This is a genomic window from Fenollaria massiliensis (genome assembly GCF_000312505.2).
Taxonomy (GTDB): domain Bacteria; phylum Bacillota; class Clostridia; order Tissierellales; family Peptoniphilaceae; genus Fenollaria; species Fenollaria massiliensis.
Window position 1 is genome coordinate 115,346 of sequence record NZ_HG326226.1, and the last position, 20,904, is coordinate 136,249.

At 34.5% G+C, this 20,904-nt stretch carries 21 protein-coding genes; 18 read left to right on the top strand and 3 right to left on the bottom strand.

Features of this window, described 5'->3' with window-relative positions; all coding sequences use genetic code 11:
* Positions 1 to 59: 59 nt before the first annotated feature.
* Genes BN30_RS04180 through BN30_RS09600 form a run of 3 tightly spaced genes read right to left on the bottom strand, consistent with a single transcriptional unit; the run spans position 60 to position 3,045 of the window.
* On the bottom strand, positions 60 to 827 hold the full coding sequence (locus tag BN30_RS04180; protein ID WP_019214258.1) for an ABC transporter ATP-binding protein: 768 nt from the start codon (positions 825 to 827) through the stop codon (positions 60 to 62).
* Positions 824 to 1,846, bottom strand: coding sequence for a FecCD family ABC transporter permease (locus BN30_RS04185; protein WP_019214259.1), 1,023 nt, complete (start codon positions 1,844 to 1,846; stop codon positions 824 to 826). Before BN30_RS04185 ends, BN30_RS04180 begins: the two co-directional genes overlap by 4 nt.
* Positions 1,846 to 3,045 (bottom strand): helical backbone metal receptor, encoded by a 1,200-nt coding sequence (locus BN30_RS09600; RefSeq protein WP_019214260.1) that lies wholly within the window; start codon positions 3,043 to 3,045, stop codon positions 1,846 to 1,848. Before BN30_RS09600 ends, BN30_RS04185 begins: the two co-directional genes overlap by 1 nt.
* Before the next feature lie 261 nt (positions 3,046 to 3,306).
* On the opposite strand from BN30_RS09600, the gene BN30_RS04195 reads away from it, so the two are divergent.
* The 18 genes from BN30_RS04195 to BN30_RS04280 all read left to right on the top strand — a co-directional run bounded on the left by BN30_RS04195 (position 3,307) and on the right by BN30_RS04280 (position 20,798).
* On the top strand, positions 3,307 to 3,978 hold the full coding sequence (locus tag BN30_RS04195; RefSeq protein ID WP_019214261.1) for a response regulator transcription factor: 672 nt from the start codon (positions 3,307 to 3,309) through the stop codon (positions 3,976 to 3,978).
* Positions 3,975 to 5,264, top strand: a complete 1,290-nt coding sequence (locus BN30_RS04200; RefSeq protein ID WP_019214262.1) for a bifunctional folylpolyglutamate synthase/dihydrofolate synthase — start codon at positions 3,975 to 3,977, stop codon at positions 5,262 to 5,264. Before BN30_RS04195 ends, BN30_RS04200 begins: the two co-directional genes overlap by 4 nt.
* A gap of 36 nt (positions 5,265 to 5,300) precedes the next feature.
* A complete protein-coding gene (locus BN30_RS08995) occupies positions 5,301 to 5,825 on the top strand; it encodes an NADPH-dependent FMN reductase (RefSeq protein ID WP_019214263.1) in 525 nt (174 codons plus the stop codon).
* 140 nt (positions 5,826 to 5,965) lie between these two features.
* Positions 5,966 to 6,973: an LCP family protein gene (locus tag BN30_RS09000; protein WP_019214264.1), complete on the top strand. Its 1,008-nt coding sequence runs from the start codon at positions 5,966 to 5,968 to the stop codon at positions 6,971 to 6,973.
* A 594-nt stretch (positions 6,974 to 7,567) separates the two neighbouring features.
* Complete coding sequence (gene nrdD, locus BN30_RS04215) at positions 7,568 to 9,691, top strand: anaerobic ribonucleoside-triphosphate reductase (protein WP_019214265.1); 2,124 nt, start codon at positions 7,568 to 7,570, stop codon at positions 9,689 to 9,691.
* On the top strand, positions 9,691 to 10,200 hold the full coding sequence (gene nrdG, locus BN30_RS04220) for an anaerobic ribonucleoside-triphosphate reductase activating protein (protein WP_019214266.1): 510 nt from the start codon (positions 9,691 to 9,693) through the stop codon (positions 10,198 to 10,200). The genes nrdD and nrdG overlap by 1 nt, the downstream gene beginning before the upstream one ends.
* Before the next feature lie 89 nt (positions 10,201 to 10,289).
* Positions 10,290 to 11,465 carry a carboxylate--amine ligase gene (locus tag BN30_RS04225; RefSeq protein ID WP_019214267.1) on the top strand — a complete coding sequence of 392 codons (1,176 nt, stop codon included), beginning with the start codon at positions 10,290 to 10,292 and terminating at the stop codon, positions 11,463 to 11,465.
* Between the two features lie 105 nt (positions 11,466 to 11,570).
* Positions 11,571 to 11,861 (top strand): 30S ribosomal protein S6, encoded by a 291-nt coding sequence (rpsF, locus tag BN30_RS04230; RefSeq protein WP_019214268.1) that lies wholly within the window; start codon positions 11,571 to 11,573, stop codon positions 11,859 to 11,861.
* 11 nt (positions 11,862 to 11,872) lie between these two features.
* A complete protein-coding gene (locus tag BN30_RS04235) occupies positions 11,873 to 12,328 on the top strand; it encodes a single-stranded DNA-binding protein (RefSeq protein ID WP_019214269.1) in 456 nt (151 codons plus the stop codon).
* Positions 12,329 to 12,345: 17 nt separating this feature from the next.
* Positions 12,346 to 12,570: a 30S ribosomal protein S18 gene (gene rpsR, locus BN30_RS04240; RefSeq protein ID WP_019214270.1), complete on the top strand. Its 225-nt coding sequence runs from the start codon at positions 12,346 to 12,348 to the stop codon at positions 12,568 to 12,570.
* 576 nt (positions 12,571 to 13,146) lie between these two features.
* On the top strand, positions 13,147 to 13,677 hold the full coding sequence (locus BN30_RS04245) for a GNAT family N-acetyltransferase (RefSeq protein ID WP_019214271.1): 531 nt from the start codon (positions 13,147 to 13,149) through the stop codon (positions 13,675 to 13,677).
* Positions 13,678 to 14,147: 470 nt separating this feature from the next.
* Entirely contained in the window at positions 14,148 to 15,086 is a 939-nt protein-coding gene (locus tag BN30_RS04250) for a stalk domain-containing protein (RefSeq protein ID WP_019214272.1), read from the top strand.
* A gap of 192 nt (positions 15,087 to 15,278) precedes the next feature.
* A complete protein-coding gene (locus BN30_RS10230; protein ID WP_019214273.1) occupies positions 15,279 to 15,866 on the top strand; it encodes a copper amine oxidase N-terminal domain-containing protein in 588 nt (195 codons plus the stop codon).
* Between the two features lie 9 nt (positions 15,867 to 15,875).
* Positions 15,876 to 16,745: an ATP-binding cassette domain-containing protein gene (locus BN30_RS04260; RefSeq protein ID WP_019214274.1), complete on the top strand. Its 870-nt coding sequence runs from the start codon at positions 15,876 to 15,878 to the stop codon at positions 16,743 to 16,745.
* Complete coding sequence (locus tag BN30_RS04265; RefSeq protein WP_019214275.1) at positions 16,732 to 17,325, top strand: hypothetical protein; 594 nt, start codon at positions 16,732 to 16,734, stop codon at positions 17,323 to 17,325. Before BN30_RS04260 ends, BN30_RS04265 begins: the two co-directional genes overlap by 14 nt.
* Before the next feature lie 2 nt (positions 17,326 to 17,327).
* Entirely contained in the window at positions 17,328 to 18,548 is a 1,221-nt protein-coding gene (locus BN30_RS04270) for an ABC transporter permease (RefSeq protein WP_019214276.1), read from the top strand.
* Positions 18,545 to 19,663 carry a hypothetical protein gene (locus BN30_RS04275; protein WP_019214277.1) on the top strand — a complete coding sequence of 373 codons (1,119 nt, stop codon included), beginning with the start codon at positions 18,545 to 18,547 and terminating at the stop codon, positions 19,661 to 19,663. Before BN30_RS04270 ends, BN30_RS04275 begins: the two co-directional genes overlap by 4 nt.
* A 241-nt stretch (positions 19,664 to 19,904) precedes the next feature.
* Positions 19,905 to 20,798 (top strand): copper amine oxidase N-terminal domain-containing protein, encoded by an 894-nt coding sequence (locus BN30_RS04280; protein ID WP_019214278.1) that lies wholly within the window; start codon positions 19,905 to 19,907, stop codon positions 20,796 to 20,798.
* Positions 20,799 to 20,904: the final 106 nt, after the last annotated feature.

Consider the following 20,904-nt stretch of genomic DNA (forward strand, 5'->3'; position numbering starts at 1 on the left):
ACTTTTTCTGCTAGAATAAAAATCTCATGAGCTTATCTCATGAGATTTATATATATATATTAATAATCGCCATTAAGTGGTATCACATAAGGTCTATCGTTTTTGATAATGATTTCTGAATCAACTTCGTAGACTTTTTTTATGTTTTCTTCTGTCAATACTTCTTTCGCTGTGCCGATAGAGATTATACGTCCTTTTTTCATAAGCACGATTTTATCTGCGAAGGCTCCTGCTAAGTTTAGATCGTGTAGAACTATAGCGTAACTTGTCTTACTTTTTTTCACTATGTTCATAAGATGAAACTCTTGTTTTATATCCATCGCACTTACTGGTTCATCCATGAGCATAAGGCGCGGCTCTTGCGCGAATGTTTTTGCCGCCATGACACGAGCTTTTTCGCCTCCAGATATTTTTAATATAGACTGTTCTCTTAATTTTTCTAAGTTCATGAGTGCTATGGCTTCTTCAACGGCATCTTTATCCTGTTTAGATAATTTCGCATCCCATCTTAGATATGGATAGCGGCCCATCTCAACAACTTCTTTAACTTTAAAATCAAAAGCAGATCTGTTTTCTTGGTACATCATAGAAAGTATTTTGGCTCTACTTTTATTATCATATGCGTGCAAATTTTTTCCGTCAAGAATAATTTCGCCTCTATCTGCTTTGAGATAGCCAGAAATTATTCTAAGCAGTGTTGTCTTGCCGCAGCCATTTGGTCCTATGATGATGACTTTTTCACCATAATCAATCTTAAAGCTTATATCATCTAAAACTTTTTTATCCCCATAGGAGAAGGATAAATTTTTTACTTCTAGTATATTCATCTTAAACTTCTCCTATATCTTATTAGTAATATTAAGAATAATGGTCCGCCTATGAGTGAGGTGATGATACCTACTGGAACTTCAAAGCCACCTATAAGTGAGCGAGCGATTGTGTCTGAAAGAAGCATAAATATTGCTCCAAACACAAACGAAGCTTTAAGCAAAAATTTGTGTTCGCTTCCAAAAATTAGTCTTATGAAGTGCGGCACTATAAGCCCAACGAAGCCTATGATACCGCTGACTGATACGGCAATGGATGTTAGAAGCGCACAAATAAGCAGCATGTTTCTTTTTAATACTTTTGTGTTTAGCCCCATCGCCTCGGCTTCTTCATCGCCCATAACAAGGACGTTTAAGTCTTTGCCGTGGTATATGGTGAAGAATATGCCCACAACTGTCGGCACAAGAATCGTTAATACGTGGTTCCAGCTTTTTGCATTGAAGCTTCCCATGGTCCAAGTCATAATTTTCATCGCTTCGTCTTGATGGGCAAGCATGATTAAGGAGATAAAGCTAGATAGCACCGTACTGAAGATAACTCCTGTTAGCAAGAGTGAGAATGTATCAACGCCTCTTTTTGTTTTTGAGATAAAATACACAAGTATACTTGTAAAGACGGCGCATACAAAAGCTGCTAAGCTTACTATGGAGTTACCAAGAAGTATCATTGGCGGCAAGAATATGATGGCGATGGTCGCACCAAAGGCTGCACCTGATGATATACCGATGACGTATGGGTCTGCCATGGGATTTTGAAATATTGCTTGATAGACTGCTCCTGCCATGGATAAAAGGCTTCCAGTAAGCACAGCAAGTATAATTCTTGGCAGTCTTACTTCGAAGATAATAAAACGGATGGAGTCATCGCATGTGACCCCATCCATCCCATATTTTATCCATTCTAGTATCGATCTAAGAATAACTTTAGCTTCTATATATACCGAGCCCAAAGTTACTGCATAGACCATCAGTGCGAATAGCACAACGCAAGATACAGATAAAAATAGATTTTTTTTCATTAAAAGTCTAATTGTTTAATTACTTCTGGGTGAGCAATCTTTAGAAGCTCTTTTAAACCTTCTGTAACAACTCTGTTTGATGCTCTTGAGAAGATATCGTCATTGATTTGAACAACTTTTCCGTTTTTAACAGCGCTTAGACCTTTGTAGGCAGCTCCTGTTTTTATAGTTTCCATTGCCCAAGCTGGAGTTAATAAATAAGTTGGATTCTTCTTTATAAGCTTTTCTAATGTATAGCTCCAGCCTTCAGCGTCTTCACCTGCATTAACATAGCCGCAGATCTTTAAGATTTCATTCATAAATGAATCTTTTCCGTGAGTGGACTCGCCGCTTTCGCCAGTGCCTACAACTATGTATGCGCTTGGCTTATTAAGCTTATTTGTCTTAAGAGAAACTTGAGTAATTTTACCCTTCATAGTTGAGATGAGAGCTCTTCCTTCATAGTTTTTATCAACTATAGTTGCTATAGTTCTGATTGATGAATATGTTTCTTCCATTGAGTTTGGAGTTTTCATAGCCATAATTTCCATGCCAGCCTTTTTTAGTTGGTTTAAAACATCTTCTTTATAATGTGTTTGAGCTATGACTACAGTTGGCTTTTGAGCGATAATTTTTTCGATTGATGGTTCATTCATTTTGCCAACTGAAGTAATTTTGGCAGCTGCTGCAGGGTAATTGCAGTAATCAGTTCTTGTTACAAGCATATCTTGTGCACCTAGGTCAAACATTATTTCTGTAACGCTTGGTGCAAGTGATGCTACTTTTTTATGAGTTTTTGTTACAGTGTAAGTATCTTCTTTTACTGGAAGAGTATTTTCTTTGTTCTTTTCAATCTTTAGAGATTTTGTCTTTTGATCCCAAGAAACTGTATAGTTTAGTGTTTCAAATAAAGTTCTTAATGGAATTAAAAACTCGTTTCCTTTAACTTTTGTCTTTGCATCCATAGCAAACTTAGTTCCATTAACAGTGAACTCGTTAGTATCTTTTTTGAAGACCAAGCTTGCCTTGCCATCGCTAACAGTATAAGCACTGTCTTTCATTTCTGTTTTAAGACCGTAGTCTTTTAATGATGAAAACTCAATATATGTTCTTGAATTTTCGTTTACTAAATCTTTTGCGTTTAATGATACTGGTTTTGCATAGCAAACATTGAATAACATTAGAACGACAAATAGAAGAGATAAAAATCTTTTCTTCATAATAAAGCCTCCTACAAAATATTTACATACGCTTTGTATGTATTAAGCGATAAAAAAGGATTAATTAAAATTAATCCCCTATAATTAGCATGCAAAATAAAGAGTAGTAGCTACTCTTAACAAACTAATATTAATGTCGCTTCTCCAAATTTATTCTATAACAAATTTTTGCAATTGTCAAGATGTTTTGTGTGCAAGTTATTTACTTTTTTTTCTTGCTATTATCCCGATTTCATTATATAATTAAGATGAGGTGTTCTTATGATATTAATAGTTGAAGACGATAAAGACATAAACAATTTAATTAAAGAGCTCTTAAGTGAGCGCGGTTTTGAGACAAAGCAAGTATTTGATGGTGCTGAAGCGGTTGACTACCTAAAGAATAACGAGGTGGATTTAATGCTTCTTGACCTTATGATGCCTAAATTAATGGGTGAGGACGTGATTAATTACGCGAGATCCATGAACATGAAGATGCCAATCATAGTTTTATCGGCTAAGATTGATAAAGCGACTAGACTTGGCTGCCTTGACCTTGGCTGCGATGACTTCATCACTAAGCCATTCGACACTGACGAGCTTATCAGCCGTGTTAGAGCTCAGCTAAGACGTTCAAACGCTTACAATAGGCTTGGAGAGAAGGCTGTGCACTTCGAGGACTTTTATCTTGATAACGATAACAACGTTATTAGTTTTAAAGAAGTGCCTCTTAATTTAACTCGCATGGAGTATAAGCTATTAAGACTTTTAATTGAAAATCCAAAAAAAGTTTTTACAAAAGAAAATCTTTATAGATCAGTTTGGGAAGACGATATCTACTCAGACAACACCATCAACGTACACATATCAAACCTCAGAAATAAGCTAAAGGAGATTGACCCGGACCATAAATACATCAAAACTGTTTGGTCCATAGGTTATATATTGAAATGATAAATTATTTTGAAAAATCAAGCGAGATACTTGATGGGCTTTATGGCGCGACTAAGCACAAGCGCGATATGACTAGCAATGAGAACATGAAGAGACTCATAGAAATTTTTGGCGTTGACCTAAGTAAGTTAAATGTGATTCACGTTGCAGGAACTGTTGGCAAGGGCTCATTTTGTATAATACTTGACAATATTTTAAGAGAGGCAAATCTTAAGACTGGCATCTTCGTTGGGCCTTCGATTGAAGGGATGAACGACAGAATCCGTATCAATGGCGATTTTATTCCGCCAGAAAAATTTTATCATTATTTAAAAACCATAGTTGATAAAATAAATGAGCTTGAAATAAATTGCATTTATTTTGAAATAGTTACACTCATCGCACTTATGTACTTTGCCGATGAAGGCGTGGACTTCGCCATCTTCGAGGTGGGCGTTGGTGGGCTTTATGACTCAACAAACTGTTTTACTACAAAGGCAGCTGATGTCATTATGAAAATTGATTATGACCATCAAAATGTACTTGGCAATACCTTAGAAGAAATTGCTTTTAATAAAGCGGGCATCATTATGCCGTTTGACACGGTTTATGTCTACCCTCAAGGGGATAATGTTATAGATGTCATTAAGGACGAAGCAAAAAAAGTTGACGCCAAGGTAAAAGTTTTGGATGATAAATCCCTGCGCATAGGAAAAACTGGCACAGAGACTGAATTTTTATACGATGGCGAGGATTACAGCGTAAGCCTAGCTGGCGAATTTCAAGCAAAAAACGCAGCCATGGCAGTATGGGTGGCAAAAGACCTTAATGATAGATTTAGACTCGATATAAGCGATGAGGCCATAAAAAAAGGACTTAGCGAAGTTAAGTGGCCATGCCGCATAGAGACTGTTAAGAAAGACCCATACATCATCATAGATGGTGCACACAACGAGGCGAGCGCTGCAGAGCTTAAAAAATATTTGCTTGGACTTAATAAAAAAGTCATCATGATTACATCGTTTTTGAAAGATAAAGATTATAGAAAAGTTTTCGAGACTTTTGAGGGACTAAACGCTGAATTTATCGTGACTAGCCTTGTTTTCAAGGGCAGAGATTTTGAGTTCGAAAAACTTGAGGAGGCCATCGGGGACAAGGACGGCATATACTTTATTAAAGATAACAAAGAAGCCTACAAGAAGGCACTTGAGCTATATACAGAGGATGCGCTCATAGTTGTTGCAGGTTCACTCTATCTTGCAAGCGTATTCAGAGACTTGATTTTGGGACTTAAGCATTATAATTAATAGATTTGGGTATATAGTTTAGGAAGGAGTGATGAAATGAAATTAGTATTTTTAATAGGCTCACAAAGAGAGGGCTCACTGAATAAACTATTAGCAAAGGAAATAGAAAAAGAATTTGATGATTACGATATCGTAGAATATTATCCAGACGATTTTAAAATGTTTAATGGGGACCTTGAAAAACCAGAAGAATCTTGGATCAAGGAGATTAGAGAAAATATCAGAGAAGCAGAAGGCGTTATCATCGCTTCACCTGAGTACAATTACTCAGTTCCAGGCACAGTCAAGAACATGATTGACTGGCTATCGAGACCAAACGAAGAAGGAAAATACCTTATAGGAGGCAAAAATTTTGCCCTAGTCGGAGTCACTATGGGGCTTGACGGAACAAGACTTGCACAAAAAGAACTCATAGCAGTTCTTCACCAACTAAGAGCAAATATCGACGCAAGTAATTTCATAGCTGTACCATTTGCAGATGCAGAAGGAAAATTTATTCAAGAAAATAAAGAAAGAATCAAAAATTTCGCAGATAAATTTAAAAAATTTATAGCAAAATAAATTTATATCATCATGAGCCGTTTATGCGGCTCTATTTTTATGGAAAAATTAAAGAATTAACAAAATTTTAACAAATTTGCAAAGCCTATTGAAAAATCTCCGCCCATGTATTATAATATGAGGGTAAAAGGAGTTTGATTATGAAAAAGAAATTTGTAATATCTTTCATAGTTGCCTTCTTGGCATTTGGTTTTGTATTTTACAAGGCGCAAACCAAGATAGATAACGGAGAATTAAAAAATAACAATATAGAAGAAAATGAAGTAGAGGACGAAACACCTGAAGAGAACAAAGAAACAGAAGAGGAGCTAAACCCAATATTCCCAGACGATCAGAAAGTACTTAAAGAAGAGCACGGCAACGAGCTTTGCTTCTTACTTATGGGTATAGACAAAAGAGATGCCGGTCAAAAAGAGATGAGAGGACAAAGATCAGACACAATGATGCTTTGCAAAGTAAACTTCGATGACGGCTCAATCAAGATGCTAAGCCTTCCTCGTGATAGTATAGTAAAAATTAGAGGTAAAGATGATAAATTAACACACGCTCACTCATATGGCGGACCAGCACTAACACTTAAAACAGTTAGAGACTGGCTAAAGCTTGACGTTCGCTACTACGTAAGAGTTGACTACAAGGCAGTAGAGGAGCTAGTAGGCATCGTTGGCGGAGTTGAATTTGACGTGCCAGTTGACATGAAATACCATGACACAACAAAAGGAAACGAATTACACATCAACTTTAAAAAAGGCAAGCAAACTATCACTAAGGACAACGTCATAGGCCTATTAAGATTTAGAAAAGGTTATAAAGACTCCAGCTACGGTGTAGCAGACTATGGTAGACAAAGGACACAACAAGATTTTATAAAGGCACTTGCTAAAAAAGTCCTAAGACCTGAAAATATATTAAAGATAGGTTCAATTTGGAACACAATCAATAAAAACGTTAAGACAAATATCCCGGGAGGCACAATCGCTACATCCATCTTGCAAGTTGGTATAGGTAGAGTTCACTCAGATAAGCTGGAGACAGCTTCACTAGTAGGTAAGAATGCCAACATTGGCGCACTAAGTGCACTTAGCATACCTAAGAAGGAAATTGAGGAGAAGGTGTATCCGTGGTTTGGAGATTACCGCTTCAAATAAATGATTTTGCGTTAAAATTGCGACTGGAACTTGTTCGCTTTTCAGCAATGCTCACGTACCATTAGTACGCTCCGCTTGCCTCAAAGCTCCATTTCGCGTAATCATCACATTTTTCCAGCAAAATTAGTGAATAAAGATGGTTTGGTGTGAATCGATTTATTAAAACATTTTATTTATGAAATAATGATAAAACACTCCGCTTGTCTCAAAGCTCCACTACGTCCCATGCATCGTAGTGCGAAGCACCAAGGTTCTGGGCACCCATTCAAAGCGAAGCTTTGTAAATGGGTCAGGTTCTTCTTTATTTCAAGAATTAGTGAAGAAAGATGGTTTGGTGTGAATCGATTATTTTAAGATTTGTAAATAAAAAATTTTGTTTAAATAAAAATATATATAAATTTATAATAAAGAAGGCATTTGTCTTCTTTTTTTTCTGTATATACAAAAAAAACAAATAAAATCGCTTCACCTCATGAAAATATATGAAGAAATCTTAACAAATTATTTATATTTTACTATTGATAATCGCCACTATATGTAGTATAATAATAATTGCGAACGGGAGAAGCAATCAAAATATTGTGGAGGTATAAGATGTATATATTCAAGAGAAGCGGCGAAAAAGTGCCATTTGACGAATCTAAGATTGTTGTAGCTATTAAAAAAGCGATGAATTCTTCAACTGGGGTATATGAAGAAGGTCTTGCTGAAAAGATAGCTGACGAAATTAAAAGGGAAGCTGTTGTGGCTGAGAGACCTCTTTCGATTTATGATATCGAAGACAAGGTTTATTACAAGCTTATCGAGAACAAAAATCCGGCTACTGCTAGAAGTTATGAAAATTACAAGGCTGTTCAAGCTTTTAAAAGAAAGATTAACACTACTGACGAGAGCATTATCGGTCTTCTTGATAGAAAAAATAGTGACTTAATGAAGGAAAATTCTAATAAAAATGCTCACATCGCATCTACTCAAAGGGATTTGATTGCTGGCGAAGTATCTAAGGACATTGCTAGAAGACTTATGATTGATGATGACTTGCTTCAAGCACACGACGAAGGCTCTATCCATTTGCATGATATGGACTACATCATTCAACCTATGTTTAACTGCTGCCTTGTTAATATGAAGGACATGCTTGACAACGGCACTGTTGTTAATGGCAAATTGATTGAAAGCCCAAGATCTTTCCAAGTTGCTTGTAATGTCATGACGCAAATCATTGCTCAAATCGCATCAAACCAATATGGTGGCCAATCCATTGACATAAAATGTCTTGCGAAGTACTTAAGACGCAGCTACGAAAAGAATTTGAAGCTTGCTAAGGAAATGTTTGATGACGAGGCAAAGCAAGACGAGCTAGCAAGAAAACTTACTCAAAGGGATCTTGAAAGCGGCATACAAACTATACAATATCAAATAAATACTCTTATGACTTCGAATGGTCAAGCGCCTTTCGTTACTCTTTTCATGCACATGGAAGATGAAGGATTCGAGTACGAAAAAGAGCTTGCTATGATTATCGAGGAGATTTTAAAGCAAAGAATTCAAGGTATCAAGAACGAATGTGGTGTTTATGTAACACCAGCTTTTCCAAAGCTTGTTTATGTGCTTGATGAAAATAATATTCACAAGGATTCAAAATACTATTACTTAACTCAAACTGCTATAAAATGTACTGCTAAGAGGATGTATCCTGACTATATCTCTGCTAAGAAGATGAGAGAAAATTATGAAGGCAATGTTTTTGCGCCTATGGGCTGCAGAGCGTTTTTATCGCCATGGAAGGATAAGGACGGCAATTACAAATTTGACGGCAGATTCAACATGGGTGTTGTTTCTCTAAATTTACCGCAAATAGCTATTGTTAGCGGCGGCGACGAAGATAAATTTTTTGAAATTCTTGACAAGAGGCTTGACCTTTGCAGAAAGGCTTGTCTACTTAGATACGATATATTAAAGAATGTTACAAGCGATTCATCTCCAATTCACTGGAGACACGGCGCTATCGCAAGACTTGAAGAGCATGAGCCAATCAGACCACTTCTTGAGAATGGTTATGCAACTGTAACTTTGGGCTATATAGGTCTATATGAAGCGACTTATCTAGTTCGCCACACTACTCATACTGACGAGCACGCGACTGATTTTGCGCTAAAAGTTATGAGAACTATGAATGAAAAATTAAATTCTTGGAAGATGGAAGATGGTCTTGGTTATGCGCTTTACGGCACTCCTGCTGAAAGTCTTTGCTATAGATTTGCTAAGAAGGACCTTGAAAGATTCGGCGAAATTAAAAATGTAACTGACAAGGGTTATTACACAAACTCTTTCCATGTTGATGTTAGAGAAAATATATCTGTATTTGATAAATTTAAGTTTGAGGCTCAGTTCCAAACACTTTCAAAGGGTGGATGTATCAGTTACGCTGAAATACCTAACATGGGTCATAACTTAGAAGCGCTTGAAACTATAGTTCAATACATCTATGACAATATTCAATATGCAGAATTCAATACAAAATCAGACTATTGCCACGTTTGCGGCTATGATGGCGAGATCATTATCAATGATCATAACGAATGGGAATGCCCACAATGCCACAACAAAGACCAAGCTAAGATGAATGTTACAAGAAGGACATGCGGCTACCTTGGCGAAAACTTCTGGAATGAAGGCAAAACTAAGGAGATAAAGCAAAGGGTACTTCACATATAATGAATTACGCGCAAATTAGGAAGTACGACATAGCGAACGGCCCAGGCGTTAGAACGACTATATTCTTGACGGGTTGTACTTTAAATTGCAAGAACTGTTTCAATAAAGAGTATCAAAACTTTCATTTCGGAAAAGTTTTTGACGAAAAAGCCTTCGAAGAGGTCATGGATTGCTTAAGTGATGCAAATATCAGTGGTTTATCGGTTTTAGGCGGCGAGCCCTTCGATAACCTAGCTGGTCTTAAGGAATTCATCTCAAAAGTTAGAGCAAATTGCGAAAAAGACATTTGGATTTACTCCGGCTACACTTTTGAAGAGCTTTTAGAAAAGGACGGCGCTATGGACGTCTTGAAGAATATAGATGTTTTGGTGGACGGACGCTTCGTCGAAGACCTAAAAGATTTGAAGCTAAAGTTCAGAGGCTCCTCTAATCAAAGAATTATCGATGTGAAGAGGACACTTGAAGAAGATGAAATTTTACTCATGGATAAATATATGAAGGAAGATTGATTATTCAGTCTTCTTTTTTTATGCCAAAGCGTTGACAAAGCGTGGTCTATGGTGTAGACTAAATATATAATTAGATTTGGAGGTAAATTATGAAATATAACGCTATAATTCTTGGAACTGATCACAATTCATACTCAGTTGCAAGAAGTTTTTTTGAAGCATATAATGAAAAGCCAATAGTTGTCGGAGCGGCTCTGCTTGTGCCTTTCGTTGCAAGTGCCATCGCCGATATACACATCGTTAAGGATTTTTCAAGCGATGATGATGTTTTTGTAAATACATTAAATAAAATTGCAAAAGAAAGAGAAGAAGAGGATTTTATTTTCTTCGCACCAACTGAGCACTATGTCGATTTGCTTGTAAGGAACGAGGATAAATTCGATTTCAAGGCGCATATACCATATCCAGATCCAAAAGAGGCTGAAAAACTCATACTAAAGTCTGAATTTTATAAAATTCTTGAAAATATTGGCGTTGCCTATCCAAAAACTTTTATAGCGAATAAAAATAATTATCAAAGCGTTAATATCGAAGGCGAAGCATTTTTAAAAGCTGATGAGTATAACGATTTTTTAGAGTCAAATGCTACCAATATACAAAAAGGCTATCACGCGATGAAGAAAGATGAGACGCTAGCTATACTTGAAGAGATTTACAAGAGTAATTATACTGGCTCCATCATAGTTCAAGATTATATTCATGGCGGACAAGGAACTGAGTACTCGCTTAATGGCTACAGAGCGCACAATGGCAAGGTCTCAATGGTCTTAGCAAGAAATCTACTCTCTGATATGAGGCCTATGTGGGTCGGTAATCATTTGGTTCAAGTTGATCATTTCGATGAAGAGATGTTTAATACAGCGGAAAAAATTGTATCTAGCCTTGATTATAAAGGACTATTTAATTTTGATTTCAAAAAAGATTCAAAGACAGGCAAAATTTATACACTTGAGATGAATATTAGACAAGGCAGAACTTTTTATTACGCTACACTTGGCGGAGTGAATTTAATGAAAATAGCTATCGATGACATGATACTGGGCAAATCGGTGAGCGAAAGGACAAAAAGAGCCTTCATGCTCACAGCCATTGACAAAGATATTTGCAGGGAGCACCTTGACAAAGAACTATTAAACGAATTCGATAAAAAAGAAAGGCTTGAGAACACTGCCATTCATATAGTAAATGAGAGGGATGCTGCTCCCGAAAGGGTAGAGAGGGTCAGAAATGCGCTTAAACGTCAAGCGGATGATTTATATAAATAATCTTTATAAAAAATTCTTGACAAATGGGGAAAATTATTATATACTAACAAGGTAACCTTGCTCTTTATTTATTAAAGAGCCATAAGTCCAAAAGGAGGTGGAAAGATGAAAAAATATGAAGCAATGTATGTTTTTTATCCTGAAACAAGTGAGGAAGCTAGAAATAAATTCCTTGATAGGATAAAATCAGTTATCGAAGCACAAGAAGGTAAAGTAACTAACACTGATGATTGGGGCCTAAGAAAATTAGCATACCAAATCAAATTTAAAACTGAAGGCTACTACTTCTTAATGAACTTTGAAGCAGAAGAAGCTGTAATTCTAGAACTTACAAGAATTGCAAGAATCACAGACGTTTTACTACGTCACATGATAGTAACAGACGAAGATAAATAAGAGGTGAAGAGATGAACGTATGTAGTTTAATCGGAAGATTAACAAGAGATCCTGAGCTAAGATACACACCTAACACAAATCAAGCAGTTATCACATTTACTATAGCTGTTGATAAGGGTTTATCAAGAGAAAAAAGAGAAGAAATGGAAGCAAAGAACATGCCAACAGCAGACTTTATTTCCATCGTAGCTTGGGGTAGAACTGCAGAGAATATCAGTAATTATGTTTCAAAGGGCAACATGGTTGGAGTAACAGGTAGGATTCAATCTAGAACATACGAAGCTAAAGACGGTACAAAAAGATATGTAACAGAAGTCATAGCTTCATCAGTAGAATTTCTAGAAAGAAGAAATATTACATCACAATCTCCAAACCAATCACACGAAGATTACTTCAGTAGCGACGAAGATTTTTCAAACGTTGACGAAGGCTTTGCTCCTGGAAGCAATAGGGATATTCCATTTTAATTAAAGGAGGGAATATAATGCAAAGAAGATTCAGACCTAGAAAAAAAGTATGTGCTTTCTGCCAAGAAAAGAATGAACACATAGATTATAAAGATGTAGCAAAACTAAGAAAATACATCACAGAAAAAGGTAAAATCTTACCAAGAAGAATAACAGGCACTTGCGCTAAACACCAAAGAGAAATCACAACAGCTATTAAAAGAGCAAGACAAGTGGCGCTATTACCATATACTCAAGACTAGTGCACTTTTGCATTAAAATCGCGGTCTTTGCTAGTTTCGAATTTTTTGTCGCTGCGGAGTGCAGTTCGCACACCTCACTCCAAAAAATTCTGTACAACGCAAATCCCATCGATTTTCTTTGCAAAATTGCGGTATAGCGAAATAAATAAATTATTAAAAGCTTTCATTTATTTGGAAGCTTTTTTTGATGGGAAACGCAAATCCATCGTAGCGCAAAGGTTCTCGGCTGTTTACAGGCGAGGTTCTTCTTTAATCTAAAAAATCAGGCGAAATTTTTGTGCTTACGAAATCACGGTATAGCAAAATAAAGAAATTTTTGGTATTTATTGAATAAATATTATTAAAGGCTTTCACTTTGGTGAGAGCTTTTTTAACGCTTTATTACAAATTTATTAAGAATCAAAAAATTCCTTTTATTTATAATTGCATGGGCATACAATATATATATATTAGTAAAAAGTGATAACAAGATTGTAATATTTACTGCAAGAGTCTAGACAGGCGAGGGACTATGTGATATAATATAACTAGATAAATTAGAATTTATCGGGATAAAAGAGAGGACTGCAAGGCCATATGAAGCATGAAGAAATAAGAGGAAAAAAAATTATACTGCGCAGGCAAAGAGAAGAAGATGCTCCGTTTTTCGCCTATTGGTTTAATCAGCCGCAGGTTATGTTTCAATGCGGATTTGAGAAGACAACCGATCAAGAAGAAGAGAAAAGAACTATTAACGTCAGCCACAAATCGGAAGACTCGGTTTGGTTTACGATTACTGATCTTGACGGTAATATTATTGGCGAGACCGGTTTGCTCCGTATGTTTCCCGCGTGGCACCAAACCGATCTGACGATTATTATTCCAGACCCTGAAATGCAGCATAAAGGATATGGTTCGGAAGCAATCCGCATCATGCTGGACATGGCATTTCATGAGTATGAGATGCATCGTGTCTCGATCGGCGTGGTAGGGTTGAATACAGATGCACTGGAATTCTACAAGAAAATCGGTTTCAAGCAGGAAGGTATTTTAGAAGAGGCATATTATTATAACGATGAGTACAGCGATTTTATAATGATGCGAATCCTTAGCCAAGAATGGAAATAAGCGACAAATCCCAGTTTGTCGAGCTAAATAATTAAATAGAAATGAAAGAGATGATAGATAATTAAACTCTATCGTCTTTTTTTATACTCAAAATTAGGAGTTTAAAATGGTAAGGATAAGAAGTCCCACTTAAAACAATTAAATATATAAGACAGCTAGCGATTGATATAGGTTCAGTCGCTTTTTGATGCACTTCGTCTAAAACGGCATCGTGGAAGGGTGGGGTTCTTCTTTCTTCAAAAAATCACTATAAATTTTGTGCTTTCTTAGAAAATATAAATTAAAAAACTTTAAAGGTTTTCACTTCGGTGAGAGCTTTTTTGATGCTTGCTTTAAAGCTCCATTAATATGGACTTTTTAGTGCTTTATTACAAATTTATTAAAAATCATGAAAATCAATTTATTTATACTTGTGCGGGTATATAATATATATAGGTAAAGCAGTAAAAAGTGATAAAAGGAGGGTTATTATGAAAAAGTTTTTATCATTTGTTCTAGTATTTGTGCTAGTTTTGTCAATGTCTATGAACATTTCAATGGCTAAGTTTGACGAGACTGGTGCTAAGGAAATTGAATTTCCTCTTGATGTGGAGGCTAAAGATTCTAGTGTGAGTATAGGCGAGAAGGAATATCCTATAAAAAATGCTACTATACTATTTGTTAACGGCGAACTTCTTCCAAAAGTAGAGATTCTTCTTGAAGATGACAAGCCTCTTATTCCTATCAGGGCGCTTTCTGAGAAACTTGGCTACAAGATTGAGTGGAACGCTAATGAGAGAAAAGTTATGCTAGTAAAAGATAAGTCTACGATTGAGCTTTTTATAGGAAAAAATACTGCACGTGTTGATGGCAAAGACTATAAGATGGGCAAATTAGTTAAGATTATAAATAATACAACATATATTCCACTAAGCTTTATAGATAAGGCTATGGGACTTGAAGTTGTTGATACTAAAGAGATGGAGGGTTTATATCCTAAGTATTACGAGACTCAAATGCCATTATCACCTGAAAAAACTATAGTTACTTCTATGAGAAATATCTTTATTGACGAAGAGCATGAGTATTTGGACAAATCTACTGGAGAAGAAACTATGAAGCTAGTACAAAAGAAGTGCACAGAAGGCCTTAAGAACTTTGAAAAGAGCACAAGAGAACGCATTGAAAAATCTAAGGAAATTCAAGAACGTTTTGATGGAGTTTTTAAAGACATTAAAAGGGAAATAGATAGAATGATTTATTTGGGGGAAGTTTCAAAATTTTATAAATACACTATAGGTGTTTATGATATTTATTATGACAGAACAGATGGAAAGATTTATTTTGAGATACCTTCATCAGGTACAATTATTAAGGAAATGGATGTGAATGATCCAGATTTATATACGGCGACATTTGTAGCTGGCTAGTGCTTTCGTGTTAAAATTACAATCTTTGTTAGTTTCGAATAAATATTATAAAAAGGCTTTCACTTTTGTGAGAGCTTTTTTGATGATTTCTTACAAATTTGTTAAAAATCACGAAAATCCATTTACTTTTACTGGGGGGGGTATATAATATATATAGGTAAAGCAATAAAAAGTGATAAAAGGAGATTTATTATGAAAAAGTTTTTATCATTTGTTTTAGTATTTATGCTAGTTTTGTCCATGTCTATGAGCATTTCTATGGCGAAGCTTGATGAGACTGGTGCAAAGGAAATTAGTTTTGGAACTGATAGGGGAGCTGAAGATGCCATTATATGTATCGATGACAAAACTTATCCTATTAAGAACGGAACTATATTATTCATCAATGGAGAGATAATTCCTGAAGCTGAGGTAATCATGGACGGCGGCAAGGCAATGCTACCACTAAGGCTTATTGCTGAAAAGCTTGGCTACGAAGTTGGCTGGAATAATAAAGAAAGAAAAGTTACTCTTGTAAAGGATGATAAAAATTTAAGAGTTGCCATTGGCGGAGCGTCTTTAGATGCAAAATCAGAAAGTGAAATACTAAAAAATATTATTAATGACAAGTTTTCAATATCCATAGTAGTGACACACAGATTTAAAAATATTAAAAAATATGACGAAATAATAGTTATGAAAGACGGAGAAATAGAATCAAAAGGTAACCATGCATATTTAATGAAGAATTCAGCAGTATATAGAGATTTATATATTGCACAAAAAGAAATGATGAAATGAGGTGAAAATGTGTTAGAAATACAAGCTGTAAATAGAAGTTTTGGAAAGAAAAGAGCACTTAAGTCGGTGGATTTAGAAATAAGCAATGGAATCTATGGGCTACTTGGTGAGAATGGAGCAGGTAAATCAACCTTGATGAAGATACTAGCTACTTTAGACAAACCTAGTTCAGGAAAGGTGTTATTTTGTGAGAAAGATATTTGGAATAATAAAGACTATCTTTCTCAAATTGGCTATATGCCACAAGATATAGAAATATATGATGGATTCACAGCCTATGACTATTTAGAATACATGGCTCTTTTAAAAGGAATGAAGAAGAAGGGGTTAAAAGAAAGAATTTATGAAATTCTAGAGTTTGTTAATTTGAAGGATGTGGATAAAAAGAAAATTAAGACATTTTCTGGGGGAATGAAAAGAAGGATAGGAATTGGCCAGGCTATTATTAATAATCCAAAGATTCTTATTCTAGATGAACCTACAGCAGGACTTGATCCATATGAGCGTATTCGATTTTCCAATATAATTACTAATATGAGCGAAGATAAAATTATATTATTTTCCACTCACATAGTATCAGATATTGAAGCAATAACAGATCAAGTAGTAATTTTAAGTGAAGGGATGGTAAAGAACAAAGGGAAAATTCAAGATATGGTTCTAGAGCTTCAAGGTAAAGTAAAGCAGATAGAAGTTACTAATAAAGAACTCCAAGATTTTACAGAAGAAACATTTGTCGTTCGAATAAAAAACCAAGGAGATAAATACATGGTTCGCTTTATTGAAAAAGAAGGAAGTCCAAAATCTGGAAATATTTTAACAGCAAATTTAGAGGATTATTTTGTCTATATTGGAGGTCTAAAAAATGAAAAAAATTAAATTTATATTGCTATTACTAATGCTTGTCAGTCTATTTACAGCCTGTAGCAGAGAAGAAAAAGCTGCTGAACAAAATGTTAATCGTCAAGAAGAGCAAAAAACCGATATTTCAAAAGAAGAAAGTCAAGGCATAGAAGAAACACAGTCACTTGAAGAGGAAATTCTTAAGAAGAAATTAAAAGAAGTTCGAAATAAAAGAGAGGAAAGTATAACAGTTGAGGAAAATGATGTTACTACAGGTTATATGCCAAAAGAGGTTGATGATCTGCAAAATGGACCTATAATAGAGCAATCTTCTGAGCAGCATAAGCAAATGTATAATACTGCTGCAACTTATATAAGAGATAATTTAAACATAAATCCTAAGACAAAGCTGAGTGTATATGATGCCATTGATCCTACTGTTTTAGAAATTTATACTGCTGAAGATCGCGGCTACTTGCAAGATTATACAGTAGAAAATATCTATGTATTAGAATATCAAAAAGAAGATGGAACTTGGAGTTATATATTTATGGGGAGAGAAAACAAACAAAGTCCATGGAAAGTAGTTCATACTGGAGACCATTTTAAGGAATAAACATGAAATCACTATATTATGAAATCAAACACTGCTTTAACAAGGTTTCCATATTTGCTTTATTACTATTTCTTTTAGTTGTATTTCTTCACTCTATTATTTATCTAAGTATACAGTGGCGTACTATATTACCAGACGGTACATTGGTAGAAGGTTTGTCATCTCACAGAGCTTTTTCAGAAGCATCCAAGGAGTTAAAAGGAGTTTTGGATGATGAATATCTTCAAAAACTAAAAAAAACCTATGCATCTAGCTACGAAAAGAAATATCTAGATATTGATAAGGGGTTTTTAGGTACTGGAGGCTTGATGAAATATATCAACACCAATTATCTATTAAATAAACCGGAAAGTAGATTCAATGCAAGCAATGGTAACGAGTATATGGAAATAGACTTCCCATATTTAGAAAACGTCGACACCTTCTATGCCGCATATAAAGAGACATTAGTAGAAGTAGAAGTACAAGCGCATGAAGCTAGTGGATTTAGACCTTATACAGACGAGGAAATTAAACAAATTAAAGATATTGTTAACAATATTCAATTACCATTGAGGTTAGACAATACAATGTGGATGAGTAGTACAAGAAATTACTTATATTTAGAATATTTTATATTTACCTTGGTTTTGTGTATTTCGTTTTCTTCTATTTTTTCTAGAGATGGCATAAATCCTGTTTCTGATATTGCCTTGGCCAGTAAGCAGGGGAAAAATAAATATATTTGCAGAAGATTCATCGCTGGATTAGTTGCTGCAGCTATAATGTATTTAATTTACTTCGTTTTCTTAAGCTTAATTCATGGTAGTGTGTATGGCGGCTTTAGTGGATGGAATGCTTCAATTCAGTCTAAGTCAAACTTCTATGTTTTTAACATGACAGCAGGCAAAGTGTTTTTGCTAGAGTGTTTAGGAGGATTGATAGGGACACTAGCTGTAACATCGATTGTGTTACTTGTTTCAATTATTATAAAAAGGACAAAAGCTAGCTTACTTGTTTCTGCTGGATTGGTCTATTTTTTAAATAACCAATTGAAGGGTTACAGTATCCTACGTTTTACAAATCCATTATTCTTTAAGACTGATAGTATGGGGACGTTAATTTCTTTGTTTGGAAGAATTGTACCCTATCTTGTCCTAATAATATTGCTTGGAATACTATATATTTCTATTTGTTTTATTTTAGTAAGACTTTTAGGAAAGAGATATAGGTGGTTAAAATGAAAAATTTGATTTACGCAGAGAACAAAAGAATATGGAAACATCCCTTGACTATATTCACATTAGTGTTGGCTTTTTTAGCCGCTGTATTTAATGTCAATAATTCTACAAAACAGTATTTATCTGAACATACTTTTAATGAGGAAATGAATTTATATTACTTAGATTCTAAAAAGATTGATATAGAAAAAGCTCTTGGTGGGAAATTGGGTCAAATTCAATCGGAATTCTATTATTACGATATCTTAAGTTTTGCCGAACAATTAGATCTTAAAGGAGATGAACAAGAAAATTTATCATCGCTATTAAGAGAAAAAATAAAACAACATTTAGATACAAATGAAATTAAGTATAGCGAGGATATAAAAAACAAGGTTACAGATACATTAGATGAAGTCAAAATAGATTTATCATATGGAGAAGGTTGGAAAAATCTTAATAAAAATCTCTCTAAATTTCTATATATAAATCTTTTTCTTTCAATTATTTTTACAGCCAACATAATGTCTACTAAAAATATGGAAGGGGATGTCTACCAATCTACTTTTTATGGTAAAAATTATCTCTTTAAAGCCAAGGCCATTTTAGCTGCGTTTTGGAGTTTAATCTTCTGTCTTTTATCTATATTGGCTCTTCTTATTTTTTATATAGGATTATATGGAATAGAGGGAGCGTACAATGCTATTCAAAATAGTCCTATAATGACTCTTTCGCTTTATAAGGAAACATACTTATCAATGTTTATAAAAAACGGGTTGTTGGGTCTAGTTACTATAGAAACCATGGTATTTTTGACTATTATTATATCAAAAAAAACAAAGAACTTTATGCAAATTTTCACAAGTATTATTTTATACTATTCTCTGCTTATCCTATTAGACAAAATGGGGAGTGTGATTTTCAACTACAAACTTCTTAACTTTTTGTCTTATAAGGCTATGGGATTTTTTTATCACTATACTCACTATGATCTTTATTTATTTGGTGACATTGTTTTAAAATCAATAGATGCCATATTACTTGTTAAACTCATTCAATTAATAGCTTTTGGTATTTTTATTTTTGGCTTCAATACAGAATCGAGAGGAAAGCTAAAAACTCGAAAAAAGGCAAATTGAGTCATAATGAAAAAAATTTAGAAAAAGTTCTAGAAGAGTGCAAGTTATCAGAAGAAGAATTATAAGAGTTTGAACAATACATTATAGAAGAAGATTTATTAAAAGCTTTCACTTTTGTGAGAGCTTTTTTGATGCTTTATTACAAATATGTTAAGAATCACGAAAATCCATTTATTTACACTTGTGTGGGTATATAATATATATAGGTAAAGTAATAAAAAGTGATAAAAGGAGGTTTATTATGAAAAAGTTTTTATCATTTCTTTTAGTATTTGTGCTAGTTTTGTCAATGTCTATGAACATTTCTATGGCGAAGCTTGATGAGACTGGTGCGAAAGAAATTAGTTTTGGAACTAGTAGGGGACCTGAAGATGCCATTATACGTATCGCTGACAAAACTTATCCTATTAAGAACGAAACTATATTATTTATCAACGGAGAAATAATTCCTGAAGCTGAAGTCGTTATAGATGGCGGCAAGGCCATGCTACCACTAAGGCTTATTGCTGAAAAGCTTGGATACGAACTTGGTTGGAACGGTGCTGAGAAAAAGGTTACGCTTAAAAAAGCTGATAAGAGCATTGACATTACTATAGCTAAAAATGAAATGTCTAAGCTTATCAAGAATACTACTTATGTAAGTCCAGATTTTGTAGAAAAGAATCTTGCTGAAAGCGCTGTAGTTACTGAAAGGATTGGCGATGACTCAAAAGAATTTTATGATACTAAGATGGCTATAACTCAAGATAAGACTATCGAAAGAAGTCTTAGAAATGTCATCATTGATGAAAAGCACGAGTACAAGGACAATTTAAGTTCTGATGACGCGATGAAGCTAGTTAAGGAAAAATGCCTTGAAGGTCTAAAGAATTTTGCGAAGACTTTGAAGGAAAAAGTTAAGGACGAACCAAATAGATTTGACGATGACATAAAATTAATCGAAAAAGATATCAATAGAATGATCTACATTGGCGAGGTTTCTAAGTTTTATAGATACACAATAGGACCTTATGATGTTTTATATGACAGAACAGATGGTAAAATCTACTTCCAAATATATCAAGATGAAACTAGAATTAGGGAAGTGGATGTGAATGATCCGGATTTGTATATGAGTATATTTATAATCGGATAAAGAAATTTCAAATAAGCTCCATTAATTTGGAGCTTTTTTCACGTCTACACAATTTGCAAAAATGATTTTTTAGTACTATAATATAAGTAAGCTTATTAGGGGGGTG